The sequence below is a fragment of the Acinetobacter sp. YH12128 genome, assembly GCF_013418655.1.
Classification (GTDB): domain Bacteria; phylum Pseudomonadota; class Gammaproteobacteria; order Pseudomonadales; family Moraxellaceae; genus Acinetobacter; species Acinetobacter amyesii.
The window spans coordinates 1-20,827 of sequence record NZ_VPBO01000030.1; the positions used below are offsets into that span (position 1 = coordinate 1).

The following is a 20,827-nucleotide window of genomic DNA, read 5'->3' on the forward strand; positions in this document are numbered from 1 at the left end:
GTAAAAATCCACACAAGTTGTTCTTCATAATCTCTTAATGATCTTCTTGTTGGTTCGTCACCAGCAAGCTAGGTCGGCTATATTACTCTTTATTTCTAAAGAGTCAACCGGTAATTCAAATTATTTTAAACTTATCAAATAAAACCTAACTTAATCAATTCAACCAAGTCATTGTTTTATCAGAAGTTTTAATCTCCATCACCGCCGATGGATGTGCATTCTACAGCATTTCATATTCGTTGCAACACCCTTTTTCATTTATTTTTAGTTTTTCATTACGTTTGTTTATTTATTCTACTAAATCAGTGTGTTTTACTTAAAAAAGTGTTTTTAGCGTACAGAAAGCATGCAATACGCCACAGGCACCCATATGATAAACATTAAAATTGGCATAACACCGTGCACTTCTTCAGGTTTTCTATACAACCATTGAATAAATGGAATGGCGATACAAAATAATGTCGCCATCAATAGCACATCAACGAATCCACCTTTCAGCAGTTGCCACATCAAGACTGGCACACTCATCATTAAGCCAATTATCAATAAAACACAGTATTCGTATTTTCTGAGCTGCCATAGTGTGAATCCTTGAATGATCCAGAATCGCTCTGCATATTCAAAATTTGATTTTAAGTCCATTTTTATCACGCCTAGATTGAATAAACTCAGTGCAATATAGATGGCACACATCAATTGGAATAATTGTGAAGCAGTGAAATCAAGGCTCATGATGTTCCAAGTATCCGCCTGTGTGGCGAACCAATACAAAATCACGACCGCTGTAACCGAAATACCGATACTGACAATACGGTGGGTTAGAAATCTTTTATGAAATGCCTGACGAATAATTAATTTATTCTGATTGAGCCAGAGTGGGCTATATTTCTGTATCACAAATACGTTAGGTACTTGCAGCTTTATTGGTTTTGATTTCCTACCGAGCAGCCAGAATTTTATTGCCGCTATACAGATGAATGTAGATAACAACACCGCAACGAGTTGAGCGTCCAATATCGCAAGGCTCAAAATGGGCGAATATGTCAAAAGACACACTAAAACCCAATATTGATTCTGTTGTAAAAACAGCATTTGTATAATTAATAAATTAAAGATCCAAAGTAGCATCAATACACTGATGCCAAGGGAAGCCAAGAGTTCATACTCAACCCAAACATATAGAAGCGCCAAAACAAATGGCAATAACATCAAAAAGCTTAAACTCCCTAAAAATTTGATTTCCACTGCAAAACGACTTTTAAGCGTGATGGGCAATAGCGCTAGATAGCGATACCCTTCCCCACCGCTCAAAGCTTTACGTTGTATCGCACACCAAAATACATTTAAGGCAAGAAAGCCTGTCCAAAGAAACAAATTCGTGATTAATGATTTGCAATAAACCAAATCAATAATAGGCTGCACTAATGATAAGAGCAGTCCGAATAACATTGGCCCGAGAATTAATGTGACTAAAATAAGTAAATGCTTTTGCCGTGCAACTGCGTCTGCTGTGGTCTTGACATAGTATGTCTATCGGTATTTCAAAAGCGTTTTTATAATTGTTCGCTGCCCAACATGTCTTTGTTTATTCATGCCGTCTGCTCATTGGACTTTAGCCGATCCAGCTCGATGATTTTTGCTGCAAGACTGTCTCTAAATACAGGATCATGGCAAGACAATAGAATCAATTTTGATTGGCTCTGCTGTAAAAGTATACTTGTTAATTCAGCCAAGGCATTTTGATCTAAGCCATTGCTCGGTTCATCCAAAATCAGTAAAGGTGCCGAAGTCATTAAGGCTGCAACCAATAAAAACTTTTTGGTTGTGCCAAAAGACATGTCAGCAAACGGCGTGGCTAAATAGTGTTCTAATTTAAATTTTTCAATGAAGATTTGATACTGCTCATGCGCTATCCCTCGAATATCACACATTAAATTCAGAAACTCCTGCCCTTGTAAAAAATCATAAATAGGGCTTTTATCTGGCACATAGGCCACAAGTTTCTTGTATTGATTGTTGTGAGGGGCATATTGCTGATCATTAATCAAAATATTGCCTGTATCGAAATCCAACATCCCCGCAATCATCGCAAGTAAGGTGGACTTCCCTACTCCATTCTCAGCAACAACAGCGACAATTCCGAATTCGCTTAACTCTAAATTTAAATTTGAAAATATACTTTTTCCCGCAAAAGATTTGGACAGTTGCTGCAAGCTCAAAGAAACCATGATGATGTTCCTGATTTATTATCTTAAGTTATTGATTTATTATTAATCTATCTTCACATATCTTGGATCAGAATTAAATAGATTATTTAAGAGACAACTTTAATTTTTTAAGTGTCATTCACTATCTAAATACGCCAAAATCATCTTTGACAATTCCACTTTAAGCTGTTGTTCTGTAATTAAAAAACTATTATTGCTTACATAGCGCATCATGGTAAATAAAGTACTGTTAATAATCACAAAAGAGCGATGTTTCAGCGTTTCAAAGTTCCAATGTGAATAATAGCGATTAAATAAATACATCCCAACTTCAAAAAAATGCTTTTCCAAAACCTGAGAGGCATCTGAATGACTGTATTGATGCCAATGTTTTAAGATTTCAATGAAGAAGCCGCGATCAGCTTTCAACATATCAAAGCCAAACTGAATACAAAGTGGGATCACCTCATAAATACTGTGCAGCTCTTGCTCCACGACTATATTTTTTAGTGCTAACCCCAATTGTTCTGATTTTCTGAGCAGTAACTCTTCTACGATTTGTTCTTTATTTTCAAAATATTGATAAATTGACCCAACGCTCACGCCAGATTTTTCCGCAATTTTGGGCGTCGTCAGCTCCAGTAAACCTTGTTCTGCAATACACAACTGCGCAGCTTGCAAAATGTTTCCCACGATCATTTTCGCGCGTTGTTGTTGTGGTCTTTTTCTCATTCTATTGCTCTCCAATGCGATAGTGTTATGCGAATTGAATGCGAATAAATATTCATATTAGTGTGGTATGCAACAATAACATTGAAGATCAAAACATGACCACCCACTTCAATACCCGGCTGTCTTCATTTCAGGCCACGCAGCAATCTAATCTGCTGAGTTTTCTGCTGTCTCATTTGACGGGTCAAGCTGCACAGCCGAATTACCCTCAATATCTTGCCCTCAATAAAGCCCTGCAATGTAGTGATCCACAGATGGAAAAAGTGCTCACGTGGATGATGCAGAACCCTAAGCAGCATCGTGAATATTTTGAAATTGCTTTATTTAAAGGTGTAGAACAGCTTCCCTTTCCTATTCCTGAACTCGAACATTTTTTTAAGCATGTTGAACAAATACCGCCCTGGCTAGAGCCAGAAAAAATACAGCAAGCCCTTGAGTTCACCCATCGGCTAGGGATTAATAATGGCTTTATTTTGCGCGATCTTTCACTTATGGTCGGTTATCTTTTCCCCGGTTTCAATCAGCCGCTCATGCTGACCGGTGCTTTAAATAAACAAGCCGGTACACGTCTGGCTGAAACCACTAAATGGTGGGTAGATATCACTGAAGAACGCGGACTCGAACGTTTGCATGCAGGATTTACATCGACAATTTATGTGCGTTTTATTCATGCTGTGGTACGGCATCAACTCCAAAAAGGCAAAGACTGGGATTTTGCAACGTGGGGGGTGCCGATTAATCAATTTGACTTGGCGATGACCAATCTTGCCTTTAGCAGTGTGGTGCTTTTGGGCATTCGCGCTTTAGGGATTTTTCCATCAAAACAAGAGACTGAAAGCTTTTTGCATTTTTGGCGTTATGTGGGTTGGTTGATGGGTATTGATGACAAATGGTTAATTGAAAAAGAATCTGATGGTTGGAAACTGTTGTATTGGATGCAATTTGTACATCCTCAATCTGATGCAAGCAGTATGGCTCTCGGCGCCAGTCTCTCTAAAGAACCTTTTGAACGACAGTACAAATACCTTCGACCACTTCAGCAAAAACTGGCTTATCGACAACATCTGGAGCTGACACAATTTTTTATTGGCAAAAAACGTATGCACAAATTAGGACTCAAACCACAGTCCGCCGCATGGTTTGCCTATTATTTATTGGCTAGAAATCTCGTCCTGTATTCAGGCGCTAAGCATGTCCCAAGTTTAAATCAAAAATTACAGCAAAAAGGCCGTGCGATTCAAAAACTCGGTTTAGCACTGTATCAAAGTAAGGCCAAACAACTGGCCAGTATGCACCAATAAAAAAAGCAGAGCGATCGCTCTGCTTTTTGGATGACAAATGTCAGGACTTAGAATTTCATCGAAATACGTGCCCAATAATTGCGACCGATATTATTAAACTGTTGATCAGTCGCTAAACCTGTCCCTGCATCACCCAGTTTATTTAGATGTTCGGTATAGGTTTTATTCAGGAGATTATCCACACCGACAGATACATCTACACCCTCATCAATATGATAAGTACCATTTAAAGACAGTGTGCCAAATCCTGCACTTTCTTTCAGGTCATAACCCACGATATTGCCTTGGTGCGCACTGATACGATTTTGCCCATCAACCACACGCCAGAATGCTCCCAAAGTATAATTATCTTGGATATAACGTAAGTTGATACGTGCTTCTAACGGTGAGATTTGTGGTAATGGCTTGCCATCTGTGGTGTTTTTACCCCACGCATACATTGCGCTGACATCGGCTTGAATATGATCGCTAAATTGATAGCCAATCCCTGCTTCAGCTCCCGCAATGGTGGCATCCACATTTCGGCTATGTGCTTCCATACCCTTCATCATTCCTGATCCAGACTTATAACTTGTTAAAATATAATCTCTCACTAAACCTGCATAAGCCGATACCCAGGAATTCAAAGCGCCATGTTCATGTTGATAACCCATATCTAACTGAAGCGTTTTTTCTGTATCAATATGATTGAATGTATTGTTATGACCATTTCCTGATCTTGGGCTGAATAATTCCCAATAATCTGGCATGCGCTCTACATAGCCTAGACCGATATAGGTTTTACCATTGTCATGTTCAGGGTGCTTATTTTCAAAACGAATAAAAGCACTTGGTAATGTTTCATTCAGCTCCGTGTTATAGCCACTCGCTTTCGAAGCTGCCCGCTCATCTTTCACTTGCACTTGATCGAGACGAAGTCCTGAAACCAACTTGTTGTTATCACTCAATTGATAACTGACTTCTCCAAAACCGCCATAGGACTGAAATGCCATATCTTGCGTTAAGGGCTTATTCATCGAAGGCATCATTTTCGACGTCATGCTGCCGGCATGTTTATTATTCTGCGTATCTAGTCCAGTAATGAACTGCAGCTTATCCCATTCATGTGTTACCGCCATACGTGCATTTAATGTACGGCGTGTTACCTGCATCGCCATTGGATTCGGCATCATCATAGTCATACCATGATGGGTCATTTCAGCTAAAGGTGGCTCACGCAAACTAAAGTTGTCCATGATATGGTCGTTATAACTATAGTTGACCTGTGCTTCGATTTTTTTAATCACCTCTGTGACATTTTTTTTCTCGACACGAAGGCCTAAGCTTTCACGGGCAAATTGCGAACCATCCATTGAACGGCCTGCGTATACCGCCTCACCATCGGCTTTACCTCCAGTAAGTTCTACCCATGTATCTTCGTTTGGCGTCCAACCAAGAGCCAAATCTGTATTCCACCGCTCCCAGTCTGACGGCACAGTATTACCATCTCCGTCTTGGTAGCTATCCGCAACAGAACGACTGGCATTTAGACGGACATATTTATGTTCATCGCCCACAGCCGCTTCGACATTGTGATCTAAACGACCATAAGAACCGATCATCACACTGGCTTGACCACGGTAGTTTTTATCAGCATCGAATTGTTCAGGTTTGCGTTCAAACAAGACTGTTGCAGCAGAACCTGTATTGGCATATTGAACCGTTTGAGGGCCTTTAATCACTGAAATTCGGTCATAACTTTCAGGGGAAATATAAGACGTTGGTGCATCCATACGACTCGGACACGCCCCGAGATTTTCTGTGCCATCGGTCAAAATTTTAATGCGTGAACCAAACATGCCACGGAAGGTTGGATCTGCATTGGTTCCCCCATTTTTAATGGCACTAAACCCCACAATGCTTTTTAAATAATCGGCCCCATCACTGGCAGGTATCGGTTGAATCGGCTGTTTTGGATTGGCACGGACAATTAAACCATTGGCATCATTTCCTTGATGTGATGTCACCACAATCGGTGCCAAAGTCTGTACTGCATTGGTTTCCGTCATCTCTACGGGCATCTCGTCAGCCATCACAGAAGTTGAATAGCAGGCAATACAAATTGCAGCCGCAAGAGGCTGTAGAAAAAATTTAGGCTGAGCCATGTTTATCTCACAAAATACATAAATAAAGGCGTACCTGAGTCCTCAACGACCCAAGTTTAAAAAACGTCGGATTTATGCAGCGAGTGGCGGGGCTCGACCTTGCGGAAGTAAAAAGAGTTGTTGAAGAACAAACCAGACATGCTTGAAAGCTTTTTGAAAAGCAATTAAACGAACTTGAATTCGATCAAGCACTTCTTTCACATCAAGTTCAGGGGGCAAAACCAAATTGCCATAGACCGTACAATACTGACATTGATGACTGGCATCATGTTCATGGGCAGTATGATCGACTTGAACTTGCTCTACATGAGCGGAAGAGGAATGGTGTGAATGTGCGGTATGTTCAGCATGAACATTGGGAAGTAAAAGTGCACGCGTAATGGTTTCGCAGACCGGAGCAACTTGATATTGCTTGGGCAACAATGGCTGTAAAAAAACAGCAATCTGCAAAAAAACCGCTGCAAAGGACAGCAGCACTCCACTACGAAACAATACAGGCAAACCCTAACATTTGTCTGACCCAAGTATAACAAAGCCCAATCGAAATTGGGCTTGTCTCAGGTATTTTTTAACCACGATCAATTAACGCTTAACTGCGACTTTATCTTTTTGACGTTGGCGAACCAATTTTTCCACTTTGTCACGTGCACGTTGACGTTTCAAAGGCGATAGATAGTCGACGAATAACTTACCATTTAAGTGATCCATTTCATGTTGGATACAAACTGCGAGAAGTCCGTCCGCTTCCACTTCAAATGATTGACCTTCAAGGTTAATTGCCTGAATTTTTACACGTGACGGGCGCTCAACTTTATCGTATATTTGAGGCACTGATAAACAGCCTTCTTCATAGGGCTGCGTCTCTTGCGTCAATGGCGTAATTTTGGGGTTAATAAACACCATGGGTTGATCTTTTTCTTCAGATAAATCCATGACTATCAGCTGAATATGGTGATCTACCTGTGTTGCTGCCAGGCCAATTCCCGGTGCTTCATACATAGTTTCAAACATGTCGGCTGCTAACTGACGAATTTCATCAGTAACTTCTTCGACTGGTTTTGCAATGGTACGAAGACGGGGATCGGGGAAACTTAAAATAGGTAATAAGGCCATACGACGTCCTCACTTATGCCATTGATCAAAAAACAAAATGAAGGAATGCTTCATCAAAAAATTGTGTGTAATATCGTTATTATAACGCAGTTACATACATAATTTTAGGAATTATGATAATGAAAAAGGTTTTGAAGGGCATGCCAACTTTTAGTGCCTTGGGGTTTAAAAAACAATTATTGGCACTTACAGTCTGTGTAAGTGTGGGGATGGGAATGGTCAGTGTTGCAGAAGCTGCCCCTGCTCGTAACGTCAATCCACCGTCATTGAAGGCAGGTGCCCCTCAAGTTTATGTGGTGAAAAAAGGCGATACGTTGTGGGATATTTCCAAGCGTTTCTTAAAAAATCCCGTGCGCTGGCCTGAAATCTGGGCGAGCAATAAACACGTGAAAAATCCGCACTGGATTTTCCCAGGTGACCGCCTATTAATGTGTACCTACAATGGCCGCCCAATCATCGGTAAGGATGAAGGTGATGGCTGTGAAGGTATTATTCGTCGCTATACAGGTGGCACTAAACTTCAACCACAAGTTCGTGTTGAATCCCTCAACAGTGCGATTCCGGTTATCCCATTAGAATATATTAAGCAATGGCTTGAGCGCAGCATGATTGTTGCCGCTGATTCTGTTGAAGGCACACCTTACATTTTAGGTACAGCTGATCAACGTGTATTGGCAGCCAAAGGCCAAACAGTTTATGCACGCGGCCAAGGCATGCAAGTCGGTCAACGATATGCTGTTTACCGTGAAGGCGAACCGTACATCTTTACCGATGCAAACGGCAAAAAATACAACGCAGGTTTAGAACTGACTCAAGTCGCTTCAGGTGTTGCCGTTCGTGGTGAAAATGACATTACCACTTTAGAACTAACCGATACTTATAATGCTGAAGTTCGTCGTGGCGATCGTGTTCTTCCTGAATATGACCCAATGCTGCCAACACTGTTCTATCCAACCAATGCAGAAAATGTCACTGCTGGCGGTAGTGTAGTTCGTGTTATGGGCTCGATTGGTACTGCAGCGGTTCACAGTGTTGTGACGATCGACCGTGGTAGCTTGCAAGGCGTTCAATCTGGTCAAGTCTTTAGCGTGAACCAAAAAGGTGAAATCGTGACTGATCCAAAAACCAAAGAACGTGTTCAACTTCCAGGACAACGTATTGGTAACATTATGGTATTCAAAACGTTTGATAACCTAAGCTATGCTTATGTACTTGAAAGCGAATTACCAATCAAAGTAGGTGCAACGATTCAGCCACCACTGATGGATGACTAAGACCAAATCCATAAAAATGAGGCTGTATTTCAGCCTCATTTTTTATTATCCAACAACGATATCACTGATCATTTTAAACCATAAAAAGAAGACAGATTCAAAGGTCTCATTATGCTCAACTCATTGACTGACTTGCATTTAGATTACATTCGCCTGTGGTTTGTGGTGCAACACTCACTTCGTAGTTTCTATAAAATTCAGCAGCACTATCCTGCCCTACACCACGCCCTTAAGCCTGATCAAATCACCACATGGCAAAAATTAGGACTGCATAAAAATCATTTACAGCGCTTTGAAGAATTTCATAGTCCAAGTGGACAGCTTAGCTTTGAAAAATGTCTCAAGGATATTGAACAATACAGTGACTTTGTACTGATTCCTGAAGACCTGAACTATCCTCAACAGCTTTTACCTTATAGCGACAAGCCGCCCATTCTATTTGGGCAAGGTAATGCCCAAGCCTTGATGCAACCCCAAATTGCGATTGTTGGTAGCCGCAAACCTAGTCCCCAAGGTCGGCAAATTGCTTATGATTTTGCTTATTATCTAAGTGAGCAAGGGTTCTACATCAATAGCGGTTTAGCACAAGGAATTGATGAAGCGGCACATCGCGCTGCCATACAACACCACAGAACCATTGCCGTGATGGGTACAGGTTTAGATCAAACTTATCCGACCGCACATCAGCGTTTAAGACAAGAAATCATCCAACATGGGGGAACCGTAATCAGTGAGTTTCTTCCACACACTCCCCCATTGCAACACCATTTTCCACATCGAAATCGTATCGTCAGTGGGCTCAGTCTTGGTGTCATCGTGGCGGAGGCGGCATTAAAAAGTGGCTCACTGATCACAGCTCAACGCGCTGCCGAACAAGGCAAATCTATTTTTGCCATCCCAGGCCATATTTATAGTGAGTCACATCAAGGTTGCCATCAACTCATACGCGAAGGTGCAATTTTGATTGATCATCCACAACAGGTTATTGAAGACTTGGCACTAGCCACACAGTGGCAATCACAGGCTGCCGAAACCTTAACAACCACCGAAATAGCCACACCAAAAACAGCAACATCGGACACACCTCCACCCGAACCCATACCGGACCATTTAGTTGCATTGTATCGGCAGCTTGATTGGGTCGGCCAAAGCCTTGATCAATTGTCCATTCAACTCAAAATTGATACCGCGACATTAACCAGTCAACTGATGGAATTAGAGTTAATGGGCTATGCCACACAACAAGCCGGACACTACCTACGTTGTCGAATGGGTAAATTAGGTTCACAATAGTCCTTTGTCGAATCAGATAAGGTCTATAGAAATGATTACCACCTCTGTTGCAGAAGCAGCTTCCTGTCTTAAAAAAGGTCAGGTTCTCGCATATCCTACAGAGGCTGTTTGGGGATTGGGCTGTGATCCCTACAATGAGCAAGCCTTTCTCGAAATTTTGCGCCTAAAACAACGTCCCATTGAAAAAGGCGTGATTTTATTGGCTGCCAATGTCGCTCAAGTTGAACACCTGCTTCAAGGCTTAACAGAAGATATGCGTCAGCAAGTCATTGCGACCTGGACCAACCGTAAACCCAATGAACGTGCAACCACATGGTTATTACCGGCTGGCGACCATATTCCAACATGGATTAAAGGCAATCATCCAAAAGTCGCAGTCCGTGTGACTACCCACTCTTTATGTGTGGCTTTATGCCAAGCTTTTAATGGCTTTATTGTGTCTACCAGTGCCAATCCTGCAGGATTAACCCCTGCACGTTCCTTACAAGAAGCCAATCAATATTTTGCCAATGAACTAAATTACTTAAATGGTGATCTCGGCCTAAGCCAAGAACCAAGTAAAATTATTGATGCTGAAACAGGTGAAATCATCCGCGCATAAGCTCGGATGCCTGTCTACACCTGCCTTTCGGGGAAATACAGACAAAAAAAAAGCTCAGCCATATAGGGATGGCTGAGCATAAAAAAGGATGTGTATAAAATCACATCCAGAGGGTCTTGCAATCTCTGGGTAAATATCAAGTAATTATTAAGAACTACTTCATCATTTACGATGAAAGTATTATGTAATATTTTTTTAAATTTAACAAATAGATTTTTTATATAAATAAAACTACTGATAAGCACTTTATTTGTGATTTTATAACCACTTAGTCAAAATATGTGCCTATTTTTGATTGATTTTTAAGACGAGCATCTGTTTTTTTAATTCAGTTTTACACTCAAAAATCCATTTTCAAAAGATTTACCCTATAAAAAAACAAGTTTGTTTGCTTGTTTTTTAATCAACACTTCTCATAAATTTTCAACTTTTTACTGGATTTACTTACGCTGCGCCAAGATCACCCCAGTAATCGCCATCACTGTGCCGACACTATGATAAAACATCCACTGCTCAGCCAACCAGAAATAGGCAATAATCGCGGTAAATACCGGCATCAAATTCATAAAAATACTGGTGCGATTCGGGCCGAGATGTTGTACAGCCAACATCCATACCAACGGTGCAATCAGTGATGGAAAAATTGCCGCATAAAATACACTTGGCGCATTGGCAGGATTAATCGCGTCTATGCCTAAATACAATACGAATGGCAAGTGATATAAAACGGCAAAGAAAATTTGTACATATAAGCTCAACAGTAGCGGAAGTTTCAATTGCCATTTTTTTAAAAACACCCCATAAAAGGCATAAAAGAACACTGCGAAAATCATGAGGATATCGCCGAAATGTCCGCCCATATTCAGTAATTGACTGAAATCTCCTTGCGCAATGACAAACAATAGCCCCGTAAATGAAATCGCACAGCCTAGGATGGCATAGCGGTTGGGCACATCTTTAATTAAGAAAAATGCAACGGCAATCGTAAAAACAGGGATAAAGGCATTAATGATGCCCATATTGGTCGCCGTCGTATAATGCGCAGCGGTATAGCCCAAACCTTGATATAACACCATGCCAAAAGCACTCAGCACAGCCAATTGCTGCCAATGCTGCCCGATAAGCTGTCTTTGCTGCCAAACGGTTTTGAGCATAAAGGGGGTTAGGATCAAAAATGCAATAAACCATCGATAAAAACTGATACTGACTGGTGAAATATAATCAGTTACATAGCGGGTGACGGTAATATTTAACGACCATATAAATACTGCGATCAGAGGCAAACAAATTGCAAATTTCGCCCAACGCGCTTGAAGCAACATGTCTGACTCCTCAATATATCGTGCAAAGATTGGTCTAGGTATTTTGAGTGATGTCTGTTTTAATTGAAATACATGATTTCAGACATTTATATTGTAGTTCAGACATCGACACCTAGGCATATATGACATCAGCACCGATTGAACAACAAATCGAGCTTTTTGAAGCGCACTACACCACATTAGATACGGTCTATCCACACAGTTGTCTTTGGGGTGATTTTAATTTTTGTCTCGATGGTATTTTCGAATATGAGATACAAGGGCAACACCATCTCTCACCTGCCAGTTATGGGGTGTGGATTCCCCCACATACAGAACATTGCTCAGTCGCGATTGATGAGCAACCTATTCATTATGTGGCAATCCGACTGGCACCTGATCTCTGCATAAATTTCCCCAAGCAGACGGAAGTATTTAGCATCCAGCCTTTCTTTCGTTTGTTGGTGCAAGAAATTTTGGCCTTTCCTACAGAGCAACATACCACACCACCCTATCGACACCTACTACAGGTCTTATTCGACCAGTTAAAAACTGCACCCAAACATCAACATTATTTACCGCAAAGCCATGATGCGGTGTTAAAGCCGATCTTGGCGCAGCTTGCAGATGTAGATCATTTTAGTTTGAGCCTACAACAATGCTTATCCAATGTCGGTTTGAGTGGGCGTCAGTTACTGCGGCTGAGTCAGAACGAACTGCAAATGAGCCTTTCTGAATGGCGAAACCGTGCAAAAATTATTTATGCCATTCAACAACTCCGTGCTGGTCAGTCTATTAAAGCTCTCAGCTATGAATTGGGCTATCAACACAGCTCAAGCTTTATTGAGTTTTTTAAACGCTATACAGGAAAAACCCCAAACCAACACCGTGCCACTAGTTAAATGCCAAGCACTCAAGCAAGCCTCAGCTCGAATTCTGCAAACTACTACAAAAATTATGCGAAAAGCCTATCGATAAAAGCTTGCTGTTCACCAGATTTCCCTTTAAAACAAGGATGAAAGGCACAACTTCAATTAGGAACGAATATGTCAGCTTCAGTTTACGATATCCCGGTAAAAACCATCCAAGGTGATGACACCACACTCAATCAATACCAAGGCAAGGTTTTATTATTGGTCAATGTGGCCTCTAAATGTGGGCTAACACCGCAATATGAAGGCCTAGAAAAACTCTATACAGAGAAGAAATCACAAGGTTTTGAAGTCTTAGGTTTTCCTGCCAATAACTTTTTAGAACAAGAACCTGGTTCTGAAGCTGAAATTCAAGAATTTTGCTCAATCAACTACAAGGTTGATTTCCCACTTTTTGCAAAAATTTCTGTGGCAGGCGCGGATAAACACCCACTTTATCAAACCTTAACCCAAGCCATCCCTGAACGCATTGGTGAAGGCCCATGGTGGGATGATTTAGTTGAATACGGTTTAACTCCAAATCCTAAGCCTGAAGTTTTATGGAATTTTGAAAAATTCCTCGTGAATAAACAAGGCGACGTTGTGGCACGATTTGCACCTGACATCAAGGCAGATGATGCACGTATTGTCGATGCTATCAACGCTGAATTAGCCAAATAATTCGACAATGTTTCAATCTCTCAGTTAAGATTATTATGATTTTAACTGAGATTTATCATTTTAAAATACGAAAGCTCAACAGCACAGTAAACAAAACACACCGTTAAAAAACCAAATCCTGAACAAGAAAAAAGTCGTAAATCCTTCACATGATTGACGTTCTGGACAAAAAGTACCTTCTAAATACCGTGGTCATAGCTACAAGGTAGACCACAACAAATACAAAAACCTGTCTAAACCAGGCAAAAACCAACAATGGATTAAAGTGAGTGGTGACTACATTTTAATGAATGCTTTCAGCCACGCCATGATCAAAATCATTGCAGGTTAAACCCACCAAAACATCAAAAGAGGGCAAATGCCCTCTTTTTTTTGTTCAAGCGATTATTTTGTTATTGCTTTGCAACAATCTATTTTTAATCCACATTCTACCCCTATATTCAAAGCATAGACTTAACACATAGTGATGATTGAATGAAAAAGCTTGTGCAGAATGCCCTTCTCCCTTTTGCCATTTTTAGTGGTGTTTTGGTGCTGATTGGCTGTGAACCTGCCACAGCACCGCAACAGGAACAAGAAATCGCAGCAGAAAATGATCGCCCTGCACCAACATCAACAAACGAAGATCAATCTGCGACACAAAGTCAGGCGACAGATCAAAGCCAATTAAAAAGTGGCAATATGTTTTATATCGTTCGCGATGTTGCGGATATGCAACTTAAAGCCGGCAATTATGTTGAACAACTCAAACAAACGCAGGTCGATTTAGAAGCCGCAGTCAGCAACCAAGATCATCTCCAATTGCAAAAAGCGGCAACCCAGCTACAACAGCAGCTCAAAGGTTTCAATCAAGCTTTGAATGATTTACATCTAAAAAGCACTGAAATTAATGATATTCGCAGCAATTTACAGGCAGCGAATCAGCAAGTATTGGCCTCACCTTTTCTCAATGGACAAGTCGATTTAAGCAAAGTTGATTTTCAGAAAATTCAAAATCAAATGGGCAATATTCAAGCTGAAATGCTTAAATTGGCAGGTATGTTGATCCAAGATCAAGCTGGAAAAAGCTCATCTACAGCACCCACTGAAACTGAATAAATAGCGGAATCTCGCATTTCCATTGCATTCCACCTGTTTTAAATCAAAAAAGCGTTAGACCTTGAGCTAACGCTTTTTTTCTTACAGTTCCGCTATAGAACACGACTGTTTTTCCTTTTAGATTAATACTTAATAATAAAGCCAATGATGGAACAGTTATGTCAAACGCTGTGATTTATAACATTACACCCATTACCTTTCGTTTAGATTTAAAAGATCCTTTCTTATTTACAGCTCATCATATCGATCATTTTCCTGCTGCAAATGCAGACATGGGGCCAAAAACAGCCGCAGAGAAAGATGAATTCAATATGTACTATGGCGATGTGGTTCCAGGTTTCCCAGAGCATCCACACACTGGCTTTGAAACCATTACCTTGGTTGACAAGACTATGTCGATCACTTTGACTCATTAGGCAATGGCGGACGCTATGCTGCAGGTGATGTGCAATGGCTGTCTACAGGCAATGGCGTTGAACACTGTGAAATGTTCCCCCTACTGCATGAAGATAAAGCCAATCCTTTTGAACTTTTCCAAATTTGGTTTAATTCATCAGTTGAACAGAAAACCCATGATGCCGACTATAAAATGTTTTGGCGTGAAGAGATTCCTCACGTCTTTGAAACGGATAGTGAAGGAAAAAATCGGATATTCGCGTGATTTCAGGGCAGTTTAAATCCACCGATGCCATTTCCCGACTGCCACACTCATGGGCGGCTGCCGCAGAAAATAAGGTCAACATTTATTTAATCACCATGCAAGCAGGTGCAGAGTTGGTGATTCCCGCAACAACAAGTAGCTCCAACCGTTTTGCTTATTTCTATCAAGGCAATACATTAGAAATAGAAGGTCAAACCATTCAGATGAAGCATTTGGTTGAACTCCAATCAGATGCCAACGTCCATCTCAAAGCAGGCGGATTAGAAGCACGGATTCTGTGGTTAGAAGGTGAACCGATTAATGAACCCGTGGCGATGCGCGGTCCATTTGTGCTCAATACCACGGAAGAACTCGATGCGGCTTTTAAACGCTATCGTGAAACCCATTTTGGAGATTGGCATTGGCCAACACCTGCACCCGTTTTCAAACGTGATCAGGCTCGATTTGCCAGTTATGAAGGCGGTAAACGTGTAGAGCACCCAGAGCAAGAAAACTCACAAGCGTCTTAAAGTTCAATTAGTTGGATTGAGCAAATTCAAAGGTATTGCAGTTTTTATCTTGTCCAAGTGCGCGCTGAACATCTTGTTTAAAGCGTGCTTGGGCAAAGGTATATTGCTTCGGCAAAAATAAGGTAATACGTGTCGTCTGTGGATCTAAACTTTCGACCAACATTTTATGCAAATACGCCCCATGCTCAGTTCGTGCCATCAATGTCCCCTGCTCCAAATGCTCTTCTAAACGATTATCGGTATAGACGTAGCGATTGTTCGCGGTAAACGCAACACAGTGATTATAGGCTTGTCGCAGATTTCGAAAGGCGGTCAAATATGGTATCTCAAGCTCCGTACTGATGCCATTATCAACCGATTCAGCGACCAGTGCAGCTTCAGTGGGAAGATTGGGTGTCGTAACGTATTGGCTTTGGCATGCAAGGAGCAAACCACAACAAAGACACAGAGATAAACTGGTAAAAAATTTGAGCATACAGACCTTTGCAAATTGTTCTTATTCATTTTGCAGCGATTGTAGCAAAACTGGGTTGCTGATTTAATACTCTACTATTCATTCCATGCTTTCATTGCAGACACCATGCAGCTGATTATTTTTACAGGCGTTCAAGCCTCTGGCAAATCCACCTTTTACATGTTGAATTTATATCATAGCCATTTACGTATTAATTTGGATATGTTGAAAACCCGACATCGGGAAAATATGATCTTTGAAGCAGGTTTGGCATCCAAAACAAAAATGGTGATTGATAATACCAACCCAGATCGGGAAGCTCGTGCTCGCTATATCCAACGTGCAGTTGATGCTGGGTTTGAAGTGATTGCTTATTATTTTGAAACCGATTTGGACAGTACCTTAAAGCGCAACAGTTTTCGTGAAGGCAAAGCCCATATTCCAGAAGTTGGCGTGCGTGCTACTTATCGCAAGCTTCAAGTTCCATCACAGGATGAAGGCTTTGATCAAATTTTTAAAATTAAAATTATCAGTCACGGCGAGTTTTCAATTTTACCCATGCATGAATAACGAGCATTAACCTGCTTTTTGGCTATCTTGCCATTTTTTAAAAGCCGATTGCATCGCTTGACGCTCATAAGGTTTCACTAAACGACTTTCTAATGAAGCAAAATCACCTTTATAGGCAGCAGCAACCATCGATTTAGCCAGCTCTTGAATACTTACGCGTCCACGGTGTTCATATTGTTGAACTTCTTCATGGGTGAGTTCAACATCCCAACATGACACGACAGAACTCAGATCAACCGCTATGCTCAAGTAATATTGATCAAAGTCTTGATAAAGTTCCCAAAAATGCGGCTCATAGGCGATAAGGTTCATGGTGCAATGCTAGCTAATTGAATTTAATCACTATAAAGATAATATTGAATAAAATATATTCAACTTTAGGTGATAGATATAAAGCCTGAGCTGAAAAAATTAGGGGAAAATTTTGATAAGAGATTTGATGTGAATATTATGGAGAATAGAAATTTCTCAATTATTCATTACAAATAAATCACTTCAAATTCATCAAAGACAATCAAATGAAATTTACTTACCAGTTATGTTCTTTGAACTCAATATTTGGGCAATATTGTTGTATTATCTTTTCTACGTCATTATTAATTTGGTCTAAGGGCAAAATAATCCCTATACACATACCGAAGAAAACAATTAAATGAGTTTGCGTTTTCTCAATATTTGATACTAAACTCCATGAAAAAATTTGAGTGTAATACTCAGTACTTTCGATAAGATTTTTCTCTGTAATCTCAATTTCTTTATCCCCAATGAAAATTTTCGAATTTTCAGCCATATGATCGATATATCGTATCTTAAACATATTTTGAAAAAGAGAGTTTACTTTGGGCAATAATCCTAATAAAAGAGCGACTAAAACAATCAAGTAATTCAAAAGTGAAGAATCATTTTTGAAGAAAATAAAAATAAAGAGACCGACAATTAATAGTATAAAAAATTTAAACACTAATCTGAGAAACTTAACTTCGAATTTGTCATATACAACAGGATTCATCAGATTTTCATTTAGCACCTGAAATACATAAAAATCTTCATTGGTTGTTTTAATGTTGAGTTTCATTTTATTTTTTATATCAAGATTTATTTGCTAAATATTATATCCATCTCGATTTAAGTTGTATATTTGAACATAAAAAAACCACCCTTTCGGGTGGCTCTTTCAATCTCGAACAGCGTCTTATTGAGCGCGGTTTTTGATTTTGCGGATGGTTTCCAACTGAGCAGCAGTTTCTGCAAGAGCAGCCAAAGCAGCAGCTGAGTCCAAGTCGCTCTTTTGATTTGCTAACAATTGTTCAGCTTGTTTACGAGCTTCAATAATTGCTGCTTCATCAAGGTTGTCAGCACGTACTGCGGTATCTGCAAGTACAGTAACAACGTGCGGTTGAACTTCTAGTACACCACCTGATACATAGATTAATTCTTCTGTACCATTTTCAAGCAGAACGCGGATTGCGCCCGGCTTGAGCAAAGTTACTAGTGGTGCATGGCCAGGCATAATACCCAACTCACCACCAGCACCTTTAGCAATTAGCATAGTTACAGTGCCAGAGTACAAAGACTCTTTAACACTTACAACGTCACATTGCATAGTTGACATGAGAATCTCCTAAATTAGGTAACTAATTAAAGTTTCTCAGCTTTAGCAATAACTTCGTCAATACCACCAACCATGTAGAACGCTTGTTCTGGAATGTGGTCGTATTCACCAGCTAGAAGACCTTTAAAGCCACGAATTGTTTCTTTAAGCGGTACAAGTTTACCAGGAGCACCAGTAAACACTTCAGCTACGTGGAACGGTTGAGAGAAGAAACGTTGGATCTTACGTGCACGGTATACAGTAAGTTTGTCTTCTTCTGCCAATTCGTCCATACCAAGAATTGCGATAATGTCTTTCAATTCTTTGTAACGTTGAAGAACGTTTTGAACTGAACGAGCGATTTCGTAATGCTCAGTACCCACTACAAGTGGATCTAACTGACGTGAAGTAGAGTCAAGTGGATCGATCGCTGGGTAAATACCAGAAGATGCGATGTCACGGCTCAATACAACAGTCGCGTCCAAGTGAGCGAAGGTAGTAGCAGGCGATGGATCTGTTAAGTCATCGGCAGGTACGTATACCGCTTGGATTGACGTAATAGAACCAGACTTAGTAGACGTAATACGTTCTTGAAGAACACCCATCTCTTCTGCAAGAGTCGGTTGGTAACCTACTGCAGATGGCATACGACCTAGAAGTGCTGATACTTCAGTACCCGCTAGTGTATAACGATAGATGTTGTCGACGAACAATAGAACGTCACGGCCTTTACCGTTTTCGTCTTTTTCGTCACGGAAGTACTCAGCCATAGTCAAACCAGTCAACGCTACGCGTAAACGGTTACCTGGTGGCTCGTTCATCTGACCGTAGACCATTGCTACTTTGTCTAGAACGTTAGAGTCTTTCATTTCGTGATAGAAGTCGTTACCTTCACGAGTACGTTCACCAACACCAGCAAACACAGATAAACCTGAGTGAGCTTTTGCGATGTTGTTGATCAACTCCATCATGTTTACAGTTTTACCAACACCGGCACCACCGAACAGACCAACTTTACCGCCTTTAGCGAACGGGCAAAGTAAGTCAATGACTTTAATACCAGTTTCTAAAAGGTCAGTAGAAGCCGCTTGTTCTGCATAAGAAGGCGCTTGACGGTGAATTGGTAAACGAGTTTCAGTACCAACAGGACCAGCTTCGTCGATAGGGCGACCAAGAACGTCCATGATACGACCTAAACATGCAGTACCTACAGGTACAGAGATAGGCGCGCCAGTGTTAGTTACAGTAAGACCACGCTTAAGGCCTTCAGTAGAACCCATTGCAATAGTACGAACTACGCCATCACCAAGTTGCTGCTGAACTTCTAATGTAGTTTCAGTACCATCAACATGGAGAGCGTCATAGATCTTAGGAACGCTGTTACGTTCAAACTCGACGTCGATAACCGCGCCGATGATCTGAATGATACGACCGCTACTCATTGCTGTCTCCTCAATTCAAACTAATAATGTTAAACGGCAGCGGCACCACCAACGATCTCAGAGATTTCCTGAGTAATCGCGGCTTGACGCAGCTTGTTATAAATAAGTTGTAGGCTCTTGATCAATTCACCCGCGTTATCAGTTGCAGCTTTCATTGCAACCATACGAGCAGACTGTTCACATGCGATGTTTTCAATCACACCTTGATAAACCATAGACTCAATGTAACGAACCAATAAACCATTTAAAAGCTCTTCAGCTTCTGGTTCATAGATATAGTCCCAACCGTATTGACGGTTTAGACCTTCGCTTTCCTCAGCAGCTGCTAAAGGAACAAGCTGTTCGATTTTTTGGTTTTGAGTCATGGCGTTGACAAAGCCGTTTGACACTAGATAAATACGATCTAACTCGCCTTTATCAAACGCGTCTAACATCACCTGTACAGAACCAGTTAACTGTTCAAGACTCGGAGCATCACCTACGTTTGTAGTTGCACCAAGAACTTTACCGCCGTAGTTTTTAAAAAACGAAACCGCTTTTTGACCAATTAAAGCAAATTGAACTTCAATTGACTGCTCTTGTTGCTGTTGCACGTGTTTTACCACTTTTTTGAACAAGTTAATGTTCAAACCACCAGCAAGGCCACGATCTGAAGAAACAATGATATAGCCAACGCGCTTTACAGGACGTTCAACCATATAACGGTGTTTGTATTCAGGGTTCGCTTGTACCAAATGAGCAATTACACGGTGCATATTTTCGGCATACGGACGGCCTTGAGCCATGCGCTCTTGCGCACGACGCATCTTAGAAGCTGCTACCATCTGCATCGCGCGAGTAATTTTCTGCGTGCTTTTGATACTAGCTACTTTGGCGCGAATTTCTTTTAAATTTGCCATACGCTTAACCTAGTATTCGAAAGCCCTTTCGAGCTTCCGAAGGTT

General features: G+C 40.8%; 21 protein-coding genes and 2 pseudogenes. 10 read left to right on the forward strand and 13 right to left on the reverse strand.

What is annotated here, in order from left to right; all coding sequences use genetic code 11:
• Positions 1–330: 330 nt before the first annotated feature.
• The 3 genes from FTU64_RS14125 to FTU64_RS14135 all read right to left on the reverse strand — a co-directional run bounded on the left by FTU64_RS14125 (position 331) and on the right by FTU64_RS14135 (position 2,939).
• Entirely contained in the window at positions 331–1,374 is a 1,044-nt protein-coding gene (locus FTU64_RS14125; RefSeq protein ID WP_180060104.1) for a hypothetical protein, read from the reverse strand.
• A gap of 215 nt (positions 1,375–1,589) precedes the next feature.
• On the reverse strand, positions 1,590–2,228 hold the full coding sequence (locus FTU64_RS14130; protein ID WP_180056182.1) for an ABC transporter ATP-binding protein: 639 nt from the start codon (positions 2,226–2,228) through the stop codon (positions 1,590–1,592).
• 114 nt (positions 2,229–2,342) lie between these two features.
• On the reverse strand, positions 2,343–2,939 hold the full coding sequence (locus tag FTU64_RS14135) for a TetR/AcrR family transcriptional regulator (RefSeq protein ID WP_180005328.1): 597 nt from the start codon (positions 2,937–2,939) through the stop codon (positions 2,343–2,345).
• Positions 2,940–3,034: 95 nt separating this feature from the next.
• Between FTU64_RS14135 and FTU64_RS14140 the strand changes: the two genes are divergently transcribed.
• The gene (locus FTU64_RS14140) at positions 3,035–4,240 is read left to right on the forward strand and encodes an oxygenase MpaB family protein (RefSeq protein ID WP_180056148.1); all 1,206 of its coding nucleotides are present in this window, start codon (positions 3,035–3,037) and stop codon (positions 4,238–4,240) included.
• Between the two features lie 47 nt (positions 4,241–4,287).
• Here FTU64_RS14140 and FTU64_RS14145 read toward each other — a convergent pair whose 3' ends face one another.
• From FTU64_RS14145 to def, 3 genes are all read right to left on the reverse strand, one after another.
• Positions 4,288–6,384, reverse strand: a complete 2,097-nt coding sequence (locus FTU64_RS14145) for a TonB-dependent copper receptor (RefSeq protein ID WP_180060107.1) — start codon at positions 6,382–6,384, stop codon at positions 4,288–4,290.
• Between the two features lie 72 nt (positions 6,385–6,456).
• Positions 6,457–6,876 (reverse strand): DUF2946 family protein, encoded by a 420-nt coding sequence (locus FTU64_RS14150; protein ID WP_180035144.1) that lies wholly within the window; start codon positions 6,874–6,876, stop codon positions 6,457–6,459.
• A gap of 90 nt (positions 6,877–6,966) precedes the next feature.
• The gene (gene def, locus FTU64_RS14155) at positions 6,967–7,497 is read right to left on the reverse strand and encodes a peptide deformylase (RefSeq protein WP_078191459.1); all 531 of its coding nucleotides are present in this window, start codon (positions 7,495–7,497) and stop codon (positions 6,967–6,969) included.
• 119 nt (positions 7,498–7,616) lie between these two features.
• On the opposite strand from def, the gene FTU64_RS14160 reads away from it, so the two are divergent.
• From FTU64_RS14160 to FTU64_RS14170, 3 genes are all read left to right on the forward strand, one after another.
• On the forward strand, positions 7,617–8,771 hold the full coding sequence (locus FTU64_RS14160) for a LysM peptidoglycan-binding domain-containing protein (RefSeq protein WP_180022161.1): 1,155 nt from the start codon (positions 7,617–7,619) through the stop codon (positions 8,769–8,771).
• Positions 8,772–8,882: 111 nt separating this feature from the next.
• Entirely contained in the window at positions 8,883–10,064 is a 1,182-nt protein-coding gene (gene dprA / locus FTU64_RS14165) for a DNA-processing protein DprA (protein WP_180010745.1), read from the forward strand.
• A gap of 31 nt (positions 10,065–10,095) precedes the next feature.
• A complete protein-coding gene (locus tag FTU64_RS14170) occupies positions 10,096–10,665 on the forward strand; it encodes an L-threonylcarbamoyladenylate synthase (RefSeq protein ID WP_111885874.1) in 570 nt (189 codons plus the stop codon).
• 440 nt (positions 10,666–11,105) lie between these two features.
• Here FTU64_RS14170 and FTU64_RS14175 read toward each other — a convergent pair whose 3' ends face one another.
• Positions 11,106–11,987, reverse strand: a complete 882-nt coding sequence (locus FTU64_RS14175) for a DMT family transporter (RefSeq protein ID WP_180060109.1) — start codon at positions 11,985–11,987, stop codon at positions 11,106–11,108.
• 122 nt (positions 11,988–12,109) lie between these two features.
• Between FTU64_RS14175 and FTU64_RS14180 the strand changes: the two genes are divergently transcribed.
• The 5 genes and pseudogenes from FTU64_RS14180 to FTU64_RS14200 all read left to right on the forward strand — a co-directional run bounded on the left by FTU64_RS14180 (position 12,110) and on the right by FTU64_RS14200 (position 15,826).
• Positions 12,110–12,868: a helix-turn-helix transcriptional regulator gene (locus FTU64_RS14180; RefSeq protein ID WP_180056144.1), complete on the forward strand. Its 759-nt coding sequence runs from the start codon at positions 12,110–12,112 to the stop codon at positions 12,866–12,868.
• A 144-nt stretch (positions 12,869–13,012) separates the two neighbouring features.
• The gene (locus tag FTU64_RS14185) at positions 13,013–13,558 is read left to right on the forward strand and encodes a glutathione peroxidase (RefSeq protein ID WP_180026136.1); all 546 of its coding nucleotides are present in this window, start codon (positions 13,013–13,015) and stop codon (positions 13,556–13,558) included.
• Between the two features lie 175 nt (positions 13,559–13,733).
• Positions 13,734–13,889 (forward strand): annotated as a pseudogene (locus FTU64_RS14190) (RcnB family protein); the annotation flags it as partial.
• 143 nt (positions 13,890–14,032) lie between these two features.
• Entirely contained in the window at positions 14,033–14,656 is a 624-nt protein-coding gene (locus FTU64_RS14195) for a hypothetical protein (protein WP_180056143.1), read from the forward strand.
• A gap of 158 nt (positions 14,657–14,814) precedes the next feature.
• Positions 14,815–15,826, forward strand: a pseudogene (locus FTU64_RS14200) (pirin family protein).
• Between the two features lie 7 nt (positions 15,827–15,833).
• On the opposite strand, the gene FTU64_RS14205 reads toward FTU64_RS14200, so the two are convergent.
• On the reverse strand, positions 15,834–16,301 hold the full coding sequence (locus FTU64_RS14205; RefSeq protein ID WP_180056142.1) for a hypothetical protein: 468 nt from the start codon (positions 16,299–16,301) through the stop codon (positions 15,834–15,836).
• A 105-nt stretch (positions 16,302–16,406) separates the two neighbouring features.
• Between FTU64_RS14205 and FTU64_RS14210 the strand changes: the two genes are divergently transcribed.
• The gene (locus FTU64_RS14210; RefSeq protein ID WP_168378802.1) at positions 16,407–16,850 is read left to right on the forward strand and encodes an AAA family ATPase; all 444 of its coding nucleotides are present in this window, start codon (positions 16,407–16,409) and stop codon (positions 16,848–16,850) included.
• 6 nt (positions 16,851–16,856) lie between these two features.
• Here the strand turns inward: FTU64_RS14210 and FTU64_RS14215 are convergent, their stop codons facing one another.
• The 5 genes from FTU64_RS14215 to atpG all read right to left on the reverse strand — a co-directional run bounded on the left by FTU64_RS14215 (position 16,857) and on the right by atpG (position 20,782).
• Complete coding sequence (locus FTU64_RS14215; RefSeq protein WP_168378803.1) at positions 16,857–17,162, reverse strand: hypothetical protein; 306 nt, start codon at positions 17,160–17,162, stop codon at positions 16,857–16,859.
• Between the two features lie 217 nt (positions 17,163–17,379).
• Positions 17,380–17,925 carry a hypothetical protein gene (locus FTU64_RS14220; protein ID WP_168378804.1) on the reverse strand — a complete coding sequence of 182 codons (546 nt, stop codon included), beginning with the start codon at positions 17,923–17,925 and terminating at the stop codon, positions 17,380–17,382.
• Positions 17,926–18,042: 117 nt separating this feature from the next.
• Positions 18,043–18,462, reverse strand: a complete 420-nt coding sequence (locus FTU64_RS14225; RefSeq protein ID WP_078191472.1) for a F0F1 ATP synthase subunit epsilon — start codon at positions 18,460–18,462, stop codon at positions 18,043–18,045.
• A gap of 26 nt (positions 18,463–18,488) precedes the next feature.
• Positions 18,489–19,883 carry a F0F1 ATP synthase subunit beta gene (gene atpD / locus FTU64_RS14230; protein ID WP_180055678.1) on the reverse strand — a complete coding sequence of 465 codons (1,395 nt, stop codon included), beginning with the start codon at positions 19,881–19,883 and terminating at the stop codon, positions 18,489–18,491.
• Positions 19,884–19,912: 29 nt separating this feature from the next.
• On the reverse strand, positions 19,913–20,782 hold the full coding sequence (gene atpG / locus FTU64_RS14235) for a F0F1 ATP synthase subunit gamma (protein ID WP_078191474.1): 870 nt from the start codon (positions 20,780–20,782) through the stop codon (positions 19,913–19,915).
• Positions 20,783–20,827: the final 45 nt, after the last annotated feature.

Excerpts from the sequence above, each read along its gene's own strand:
- FTU64_RS14130 (WP_180056182.1), bottom strand. The coding sequence starts at position 2,228 with ATGGTTTCTTTGAGCTTGCAGCAACTGTCCAAATCTTTTGCGGGAAAA.
- FTU64_RS14135 (WP_180005328.1), bottom strand. The coding sequence starts at position 2,939 with ATGAGAAAAAGACCACAACAACAACGCGCGAAAATGATCGTGGGAAAC.
- FTU64_RS14140 (WP_180056148.1), top strand. The coding sequence starts at position 3,035 with ATGACCACCCACTTCAATACCCGGCTGTCTTCATTTCAGGCCACGCAG.
- FTU64_RS14145 (WP_180060107.1), bottom strand. The coding sequence starts at position 6,384 with ATGGCTCAGCCTAAATTTTTTCTACAGCCTCTTGCGGCTGCAATTTGT.
- def (WP_078191459.1), bottom strand. The coding sequence starts at position 7,497 with ATGGCCTTATTACCTATTTTAAGTTTCCCCGATCCCCGTCTTCGTACC.
- FTU64_RS14160 (WP_180022161.1), top strand. The coding sequence starts at position 7,617 with ATGAAAAAGGTTTTGAAGGGCATGCCAACTTTTAGTGCCTTGGGGTTT.
- dprA (WP_180010745.1), top strand. The coding sequence starts at position 8,883 with ATGCTCAACTCATTGACTGACTTGCATTTAGATTACATTCGCCTGTGG.
- FTU64_RS14170 (WP_111885874.1), top strand. The coding sequence starts at position 10,096 with ATGATTACCACCTCTGTTGCAGAAGCAGCTTCCTGTCTTAAAAAAGGT.
- FTU64_RS14175 (WP_180060109.1), bottom strand. The coding sequence starts at position 11,987 with ATGTTGCTTCAAGCGCGTTGGGCGAAATTTGCAATTTGTTTGCCTCTG.
- FTU64_RS14180 (WP_180056144.1), top strand. The coding sequence starts at position 12,110 with ATGACATCAGCACCGATTGAACAACAAATCGAGCTTTTTGAAGCGCAC.
- FTU64_RS14185 (WP_180026136.1), top strand. The coding sequence starts at position 13,013 with ATGTCAGCTTCAGTTTACGATATCCCGGTAAAAACCATCCAAGGTGAT.
- FTU64_RS14195 (WP_180056143.1), top strand. The coding sequence starts at position 14,033 with ATGAAAAAGCTTGTGCAGAATGCCCTTCTCCCTTTTGCCATTTTTAGT.
- FTU64_RS14205 (WP_180056142.1), bottom strand. The coding sequence starts at position 16,301 with ATGCTCAAATTTTTTACCAGTTTATCTCTGTGTCTTTGTTGTGGTTTG.
- FTU64_RS14210 (WP_168378802.1), top strand. The coding sequence starts at position 16,407 with ATGCAGCTGATTATTTTTACAGGCGTTCAAGCCTCTGGCAAATCCACC.
- FTU64_RS14215 (WP_168378803.1), bottom strand. The coding sequence starts at position 17,162 with ATGAACCTTATCGCCTATGAGCCGCATTTTTGGGAACTTTATCAAGAC.
- FTU64_RS14220 (WP_168378804.1), bottom strand. The coding sequence starts at position 17,925 with ATGAAACTCAACATTAAAACAACCAATGAAGATTTTTATGTATTTCAG.
- FTU64_RS14225 (WP_078191472.1), bottom strand. The coding sequence starts at position 18,462 with ATGTCAACTATGCAATGTGACGTTGTAAGTGTTAAAGAGTCTTTGTAC.
- atpD (WP_180055678.1), bottom strand. The coding sequence starts at position 19,883 with ATGAGTAGCGGTCGTATCATTCAGATCATCGGCGCGGTTATCGACGTC.
- atpG (WP_078191474.1), bottom strand. The coding sequence starts at position 20,782 with ATGGCAAATTTAAAAGAAATTCGCGCCAAAGTAGCTAGTATCAAAAGC.